This window comes from Aeromonas sp. QDB18 (assembly GCF_027705325.1).
Taxonomy (GTDB): domain Bacteria; phylum Pseudomonadota; class Gammaproteobacteria; order Enterobacterales; family Aeromonadaceae; genus Aeromonas; species Aeromonas caviae.
Genome location: NZ_JAPDBQ010000174.1, coordinates 1 through 8,077, shown reverse-complemented (window position 1 = coordinate 8,077; position 8,077 = coordinate 1). Strand labels below are relative to the sequence as shown.

Genomic DNA, 8,077 nt, shown 5'->3' with positions numbered 1-8,077 from the left:
ACAGGCCTATAAGTATTTGTTTTGTAGGCAAAAAACTATTTTTAATTTTTAACAAAATGTTCACGATCTCGCCCTGATATGCTAACCCAAGGAGTACCGACATCGAGATCATCCCAATAAAGAGGGTTCTTAGTTGACGGCGTTTTCCCAGGGGAATAATCACAAATATAAGGTAATCTTGCCCACTCCCACCCCTCCGGCAATTCAAACGACTTTTCTTCCTCGCTGATTTCCGGCAGTGCCTTGGGCTTTTTAATCTTGCCCTCTTTCACCAGCCGCGCCTTTTCGGCGGTGATCCGCTCCAGCAATACTGAGGCCGGTTCATCACTAGGGTCTTGCGGCACCAGCTTGCCGCGCACGGCCAACTCCAGGATCAGCTCGCGCAGCTTCTTGATACCGGTGAGCTCCAGCTTGCTATTGCTGCCACGGCCTGCGCTGCTCTTCGGGCGTACTGCTGAAGTCCAGAGATCGAGGTGGTCGGTGATGAGCTTCTCAATCGCCATTATTCCTGCTCCCCCTGATCAGCTGCGCCCTTGCCCAGCGGCTCACTGTTTCCAAGCGCTTCGCTCAGGATGGCTTTAAGCTGGTCGCGCAAGGTCTGGATCTCGGCCTGCTGGCTGGCGTAACTCGCGAGCAATTCGCCGGGGTCGTGGCTGATCTGCTCGCCGACATGGGGGTTTTTGATGTCGAGGTTGAAGTTGCGGGCGATGATGTCGTCGATGCCGACCTTCCAAGCCTGCTCGTTCTCGACCCGGCTGGCGAAACCGTCGGCCTCGTCGCCCCACCAGGCTACTTCAGTCTCGAACTCCTCAAACTTCATCGGCTTGGTCTTGCTGTAGTTCTTCACCCCGGCCGGATAGGGATGCTCGTAGAACCAGACCTCCTTGGTGGGCTGGCCCTTGGTGAAGAACAGGATGTTGGTCTTGATGCCGGTATAGGGATTGAAGACGCCGTTGGGCAGCCGGACGATGGTGTGCAGGTTGCACTCCTGGGTCAGCAGTTGCTTGATCTTGGTCTTGACCCCCTCGCCGAACAGGGTGCCATCGGGCAGCACCACGGCGGCGCGACCGCCATGTTTCAACACCTCGATGATGAGCTGGAGGAAGAGATCGGCGGTCTCGCGGGTGCGCAGGTCGGCGGGGAAGTTCTGCTCGATGCCGTCCTCTTCGGTACCGCCAAACGGCGGGTTGGTGAGGATGACGTCCACGTCGCTCTCCCAGTTGGAGAGGGGCTGGGCCAGGGTGTTGTCGTGACGGATCTGCGCCGGCACCTCGATGCCGTGCAGCAGCATGTTGGTGACGCAGAGCAGATGGGGGAGCTGTTTCTTCTCAACCCCGTGGATCTGCTGCTGCAACAACCTGTGGTCGGCGCTGGTGCTGGCCTGCTGTGTCAGGTGATCGACGGTGCAGGCGAGGAAGCCGCCGGTGCCACAGCCGGATCGAGCACCTTCTCACCCAGTTGCGGATTGATGCGGTTGACCATGAAACGGGTGACGGCGCGGGGGGTGTAGAACTCACCGGCGTTACCGGTGCTTTGCAGGTCGCGCAGGATCTGCTCGTAGATGTCGCCGAACAGGTGGCGCTCTTTGGAGTCGGTGAAGTCCACCTCGTTGAGCTTGTTGATCACCTGGCGCAGCAGGGTGCCGTTCTTCATGTAGTTGTAGGCATCGCTAAACGCCTCTTTCACCACGAAGCCGCGCGGGTTGTGCTCGATGTTGGCCGGCAGGCTTTTGAGGCTGTCGATGAGGTCGTTGTTGACGAAATCGAGCAGGGTGTCGCCAGTGATGCCCTCGGCATCGGCCGCCCAGGTGCGCCACAGCAGGCGCTCGGGGATGGGGGAGCGATAGTCTTCCAGCTCGAATTCCAGCTCCTCTTCCTGAGCATCGAAGATCTTGAGAAACAGCAGCCAGGAGAGTTGGCCCAGGCGCTGGGCATCGCCATCGACGCCGGCGTCTTTACGCATGATGTCCTGAATGGACTTGATGACGGAACTGATGGATGACATGGCATTCTCATTCTTGCTAAGGCGCTGGGCCTTTCGATAAAAGCGAGTGGCCATGATTTGCATGGCCACGGGAGTCATAATCTGGTGCCGGGAGGCGGCTACCGAACAGGGATTCAGGCGCGCTGCGGCTGGCGGTAGATCTCTTCTTCCAGCTCGGTGATGGCCTGCTCAAACTGTTTGGGGCCACCGAAACCTTTCTTGGCCAACTCAAGCGGGCGACCCAGCTCGGTAAAGGGCGCGACTTTGAGCGCCTCCTTGGTTTCGATCTCACACACCCCCTGATCGGCATACTTGTCGAGCAGGCTGTTCAGCACCTGCTGGGCGGTCTCGTTGTATTTGGTGAAATAGTTGCGCTTCTTGACGTTGTCGGCTCGTTCACGGCGGGTCAGCGGCGGCTGATCGTATACCACATGGCAGATGAGGTCGAACGGGTCGAGATCCTGGCCCACTTCGGCACTCAATACGTCCCACAGCACACCGGCTTGCGCCAGTTCATCCATGATGGCCTGCTTGCGCTCGGCGGCCTGCCAGCGTTTGGTGAACGCATCGAGCGAGGCGCACTCCTTGAGCAGGGTCTTTCTGGTGTAGTCCTTGAAGGATTCGGTCACCAGCTTGCCATCGGCGTCGTAATACTGCACCCGCTCGGCGATGACGCCGACGGTGACGCCATTGACATAGTATTTGCGCACCTCGCCCGGCTCGGGCTGATCTGGGCCACTCCCTGACTGCCCGTCTGCTGAGCCTTCGGCGGAATAACCGCCCTGCGTCTCTTCAACACCAGGCAGCCCATCGGTGTCTGCCGCACCCTCGTCCGGTGACAGCGGATCGGTGCCCTCCAGGATATCGCCGAGAGCGTCATCCGGGTCATTGATCGCTTCCGGCTTGGTCACGATGACGCGCTCCGGCACGCCGTCGAAGCGGGGATCGGCAAACAGCTCGGTGGCCTTCTTGAAGTCGAGAATGGTGAACCAGAGCTTGCCGTACTTGTCATCGATACGAGTGCCACGGCCGATGATCTGCTTGAACTTGGTCATGGACTGGATGTTCTGATCCAGCACCACCAATTTGCAGGTCTTGGCATCGACGCCAGTGCTCATCAGTTCGGAGGTGGTGGCGATGACCGGATAGGCTTTCTTCGGATTGATGAAGTTATCGAGCTGGGCCTTGCCCAGGTCGTCATCGCCGGTGATCTTCATGACGTAGCGATCGTCTTTGGCCATCTGATCCGGGTTGAGGTTTACTAGGGCGCGGCGCATCCGTTCGGCGTGATCGATGTCGTTGCAGAAGACGATGGTCTTGGCCATGGGATCGGTCTTCTTGAGGTAGTTGGTAATGGTCTCGGCCACCAATTGAGTACGCTCGTCGATCACCAGAGTGCGGTCAAAATCCTTCTGGTTGTAAATGCGGTCAACGATCTCGTTGCCCTGCTTATCCAGTTGCCCCTTGGTCGGCCGCCAGCCTTGCAGATCGACGTCTATGTCTACCCGCACCACCTTGTAGGGGGCGAGGAAACCATCCTCGATGCCTTCCTTGAGTGAGTAGCTATAGACCGGATCGCCGAAGTAATCGGTGCTGGAGACGCTCTCGGTCTCTTTGGGGGTGGCCGTGAGGCCAATCTGGGTGGCCGAGGCGAAGTATTCGAGGATCTCGCGCCAGGCGCTGTCCTCGGCTGCACTGCCACGATGACACTCGTCGATGACGATCAGATCGAAGAAATCAGGGGAGACCTGCTTGAAGGCTTTTTGCGACTCTTCGGGGCCGGTCAGCGCCTGATAGAGAGCGAGGTGGATTTCGTAGGAAGGGTCTACGGTGCGGCCGGTGATCTTGGTCATCGCCGCCCCGAAGGGCTGAAAATCATTGATCTTGGTCTGATCGACCAGAATGTTGCGGTCGGCGAGAAACAGGATGCGCTTCTTGGCCTTGGCCTTCCACAACCGCCAGATGATCTGGAAGGCGGTATAGGTCTTGCCGGTGCCGGTGGCCATCACCAGCAGAATGCGGTCCTGGCCTGCCGAGATAGCCTCGATGGTCTTGTTGATGGCCTGCAACTGGTAGTAGCGCGGGGACTTGCCACTGCCGTCGTCATGGTAGTCCTGGGTGATCATCGGCAACTGAGCCGCTTGGTAGCCCTTCCAGGTACAGAACTTGTCCCACAGCTGGGCGGGTGCGGGGAAGTCCTCCAGCGCAATCTGGGACTCCAACTGCTGGCTGTCGGTCTTGTCGTGGAAGATAAAGCCATCGCCATTGGAGGCAAACACGAAAGGCACTTCCAGCAGGCGGGCATAATCGAGCCCCTGCTGCATCCCCTTGCCGATCTCGTGCTTATTAGCTTTGGCCTCAATCACTGCCAATGGCAGCCCCATCTTGTGATAGAGCACGATGTCGGCCGACTTGACCTTCCTGCGAGCCGCCAGCTGGCCGCGCACCACCACCTTACCGTCCCGCAGCTTCACTTCCTGGCGGATCTGGGTGAGGTCATCCCAACCGGCTGCCTTGACGGCAGGCAACAGGAACTTGGAGATGATGTCTGCTTCGGTCAGCTTGGCTTTGTTGATGGGGGACACAGGACGCTCCTTGGCAAGAGAGGACTCGTCCAAATGTTCTCATGAATAAGGGGGGATACGGGAGGGTTATGAGTTCAAAAGTTGAGCCAAGTCGGCTCTATTAAGTTGGTATGGGAATCTCAGTAGCCTAACGCAGCGAACCGTGACGCCGCCGTCTCCGTGCGTGTCAATGTTATCATTTCGCGCTGTGAACGGGATACTTAAGGTGGACACTGCCCGGCCTGCTCTGGTATCGGGGAGCTGACCAAGCCAAAGCTGCACGCCTGCCCACACTGCCACGGTACTGGGCACCGTCAGGTCGAGCAGGATCTGCAGCTCTGTTATGGTGATACTGTGCGGGAGTATCACCGCTATCTGGATCGGGCAAAGGCGGCTTACTGTAGGTAAGAACGGTGTGGCGACTATTTACGTTGTAACGATTTTGGTTGACGCAGTCGCTCTGTCTGTCCCATTATTTGTTTGCGTATCGCAACATGAACTGCCAAAACAGTACATGAAAAAAGGGGCCGGAGCCCCTTGGTTACGCCTGATAATATTGTGCCTTGGTAGCTTCTGGGCTGGTACCCCAAGAGCTATCAGTTACAGCGTGCTGTATCACACTCATTGCCAGACTGATGAAAACTCCTTGAAGCATTTTGACGAGAGCATCACGGAGCTCAGATACAAGCCACCTTAACCACCTTGGTAAGGTGGCTTTATCATTTTGGGTGACCGGCCGGCCTCGGCGTAAACGCCGCTTCTTTTTGGACATAAATATACTCCTTTCTATGCCAGGGTATGGGCAACTCGCTGCCCAGGGGGTTGAAGTAATGCTTGTTCATGGCCATGGTTAACTCCTGTTGCAACTACACAATATGTAGTTATTTTTATATATACCGACACAACATGTTGATTATGACAGCATCTCGCATTCTGCGATCATTCATTTAAAGACACAAGCCTCTCATCCCTTCCGTATTGTGTTCAATCGAGGGATCTTTGAGTGCCGTATGGAGATCGTACAGATTTGAGCTTTGGCTTTTTTGATATTGATCAATTTAAGGGAGTAGTGGCGTACTTCCCGGCCAACGTGGTTACTTTGTTGAGCTTTGTCAAATTGCTGGCCGTCACAATTAGGCCATGCCGTTGTCGCGCCAGCGCTGATCACCTTGTTGTTAGCCCTGCATCAGTACCTATAGTCAGCGCTATGCCTTCGCCACCGGGATCTCTTTGATACAGGTGGTATAGCGGGGGCTGAGCTGCTCCCGCTTCATCGTCCATTCTTTGATGTTCCGCCCTCGGGCTGCGAAGTAGACCTTCCCCAGTTGGCCCTGATTAATCTTGTCGATCACCTGCATGAGAGCCTCACTGCGGGGAGCTTGCTGTTCGTCGGCGAAAAGGTCTCCCTGTTGCATGGCCGTAGGGGTGAAGTCGGCGAGCATGACTCCTCCTTTCATATAACGAACATCATCCCGCCAGATACGGCGTAGAAGCGGCTCGACTTGGGCGAGTAGTTTACGGGTGTCAGCGGTGGGGAACGGTAACCGGGTGGCGATCTGGTTTCCGTAGTAGGTTTCCCGCTCGGAGAAGGGGCTACTACGGATAAATATGGTCACATGTTGGCACCGTTGCCCCTCTGCTCGCAGCTTTTCGGCGGCACGTTCCATGTAGCCTGCCAGCGCCTCCCGCATGGGACCGATGGCGGTGATCCGTTCGCCAAAGCTTCGGCTGCAGATGATCTGCTGTTTGGCTTGAGCCAGTTGCTCCAGTTCGGAACAAGGTATCCCTTGCAACTCCAGCACGGTGCGTTCGACGACGACGCCATAACGTTGGCGCAGGGTTTTGATATCGGTTGCGACCAGGTCGGCCACGGTGTTGATGCCCTGTGCCGCCAGCTTGGCGGTGAGTTTACGACCTATCCCCACACCTCATCGACCGGAGTAACTGCCATCAATTTGGCACGCCGAGTCTCATCCCGCAGATCGACCACCCCGCCTGTGGCCGCTTGCCATTTTTTCGCGGCATAGCTAGACAACTTGGCCAAAGTTTTGGTGGGACCGATACCAACTCCTACCGTGAGCCCCGTCCACTGCTGCACTCGTGCTCGGATCTGACGACCATACTCAACCAGATCACCCGCCCAACTCTCGTTGAGTTCGACAAATGCCTCATCGACATAAAGGAAAGATTGAGGGCTATGGACATCAATGCAACCCCAGACAGCACGCCGACTCACGAGTTACTGCCCTATGTCCATGGATGCACGACTTTTTCATGAGTAACGAAGAAGTTTTGTCCATAGGTAAGGTTCAAGGCTGGCATGGATAGATGGTATCTGGGACGGCTGCAGATCTCTAAGGGTTATCCCCGTTTTATCTGGAGCCGCTCGGGTTCACTCAGTAAGCTATTAAGAACAATACTTTGGTGTTGCTCTCCTTAAATCCTCCTACAAAAGGACCCAGCGCCGTAGTGCAAGCGCAATACCATCTTCGTCGTTGTTGGCTGTCTCTTGTGCTGGCTTGAGGTTGTCTCACGGTTATAATGAGGTGTACAATGTACACCATCAAAGGCCCCTAAAGAGTAATTGGCGCTTGAGTCACGCTATCGAGTTTATTGAAACCTCCATCTTCACCAAGCAGATTAAGGCGCTCGCGAGTGACGATGAACTGAAGTCGTTGCAGGTTGAGTTGATTGCCGACCCCGAAAAGGGGGATCTGATCCAAGGGGCAGGTGGCCTGCGTAAGGTACGGATGGCGACAGGGCAGCAAGGGAAGAGTGGCAGTGCCAGAGTGATTTATTTCCTGGCCCATGCTGAAAAAATTTACCTAGTGCTGGCTTATGCCAAAAGCGAGAAGACCAGCCTGACCGCCGCGGAAAAAGCAGTGTTGAAGAAACTGACCGCACAGTTAAAAGATGAGGATTGATATGAGCATGTTCAATGAGTTGCAAGCCTCTCTGGAAGAGGCCATCGCCATCAAGCAGGGCCGCAGCGAGGCATCAGAACTGACCCGCTATGAGGTGGCTGATGTCAAGGCGATCCGTGCAGCCCTCGATCTCTCGCAGCAGGAATTTGCTATCGGGCTTGGTACCAGCGTGGATACGGTCAAGAGCTGGGAAACCCGCCGCCGCAATCCAACTGGGCTGACGGCTAAGGTGCTGGCACTGCTCCAAGAGCGCCCCGAACTGTTCCGCGAACTGGCGGCCCATTGAAGGCCGGATGAAATTGATCGTTTCACTGTTGAGATCGGCTAATCTGCTGGCTCAAGTGAAGCGCTTCATGGATAACGTTTCGCCCTTCCCTGGAAATGGCTATGGCACGGCCAAGATGTAGCACTATTCGGATCAGTTATTTAGGATTTTTCGTGTGCAATGTGCCATTTCTGTCCATAGAAGAGTTCAAGGTTTGCACTCTTCAAAGGTGCATTATGCTTGGGTCAAAATGATGGGATGACACATGTACAGGATCTTTAGCAGCAACCAATTGAAATAGATATAAAAATGGCTTCGATTGTGATCTGATTTTATCGCCA

7 protein-coding genes and 1 pseudogene are annotated in these 8,077 nt (G+C 55.7%); 2 read left to right on the top strand and 6 right to left on the bottom strand.

Annotation, left to right across the window (positions count from 1 at the left end):
* Positions 1–41 precede the first annotated feature (41 nt).
* From OKC30_RS18680 to OKC30_RS18655, 6 genes and pseudogenes are all read right to left on the bottom strand, one after another.
* Positions 42–503, bottom strand: coding sequence for a hypothetical protein (locus OKC30_RS18680; RefSeq protein WP_270665157.1), 462 nt, complete (start codon positions 501–503; stop codon positions 42–44).
* Positions 503–1,962, bottom strand: a pseudogene (locus OKC30_RS18675) (N-6 DNA methylase). The gene OKC30_RS18680 and the pseudogene OKC30_RS18675 overlap by 1 nt, the downstream one beginning before the upstream one ends.
* Before the next feature lie 155 nt (positions 1,963–2,117).
* Positions 2,118–4,568, bottom strand: a complete 2,451-nt coding sequence (gene hsdR, locus OKC30_RS18670) for an EcoAI/FtnUII family type I restriction enzme subunit R (RefSeq protein ID WP_270665156.1) — start codon at positions 4,566–4,568, stop codon at positions 2,118–2,120.
* Between the two features lie 698 nt (positions 4,569–5,266).
* Entirely contained in the window at positions 5,267–5,395 is a 129-nt protein-coding gene (locus OKC30_RS18665) for a hypothetical protein (protein ID WP_270665155.1), read from the bottom strand.
* A gap of 357 nt (positions 5,396–5,752) precedes the next feature.
* A complete protein-coding gene (locus tag OKC30_RS18660) occupies positions 5,753–6,472 on the bottom strand; it encodes a DinB/UmuC family translesion DNA polymerase (protein ID WP_270665154.1) in 720 nt (239 codons plus the stop codon).
* Positions 6,463–6,783 carry a Y-family DNA polymerase gene (locus OKC30_RS18655; RefSeq protein WP_270665153.1) on the bottom strand — a complete coding sequence of 107 codons (321 nt, stop codon included), beginning with the start codon at positions 6,781–6,783 and terminating at the stop codon, positions 6,463–6,465. Before OKC30_RS18655 ends, OKC30_RS18660 begins: the two co-directional genes overlap by 10 nt.
* Positions 6,784–7,138: 355 nt before the next feature.
* Between OKC30_RS18655 and OKC30_RS18650 the strand changes: the two genes are divergently transcribed.
* The gene (locus OKC30_RS18650; protein WP_160839572.1) at positions 7,139–7,471 is read left to right on the top strand and encodes a type II toxin-antitoxin system RelE/ParE family toxin; all 333 of its coding nucleotides are present in this window, start codon (positions 7,139–7,141) and stop codon (positions 7,469–7,471) included.
* Position 7,472: 1 nt separating this feature from the next.
* The gene (gene nadS / locus OKC30_RS18645) at positions 7,473–7,757 is read left to right on the top strand and encodes a NadS family protein (RefSeq protein ID WP_114523085.1); all 285 of its coding nucleotides are present in this window, start codon (positions 7,473–7,475) and stop codon (positions 7,755–7,757) included.
* Positions 7,758–8,077 lie beyond the last annotated feature (320 nt).

Excerpts from the sequence above, each read along its gene's own strand:
- OKC30_RS18665 (WP_270665155.1), bottom strand. The coding sequence starts at position 5,395 with ATGGCCATGAACAAGCATTACTTCAACCCCCTGGGCAGCGAGTTGCCC.
- OKC30_RS18680 (WP_270665157.1), bottom strand. The coding sequence starts at position 503 with ATGGCGATTGAGAAGCTCATCACCGACCACCTCGATCTCTGGACTTCA.
- nadS (WP_114523085.1), top strand. The coding sequence starts at position 7,473 with ATGAGCATGTTCAATGAGTTGCAAGCCTCTCTGGAAGAGGCCATCGCC.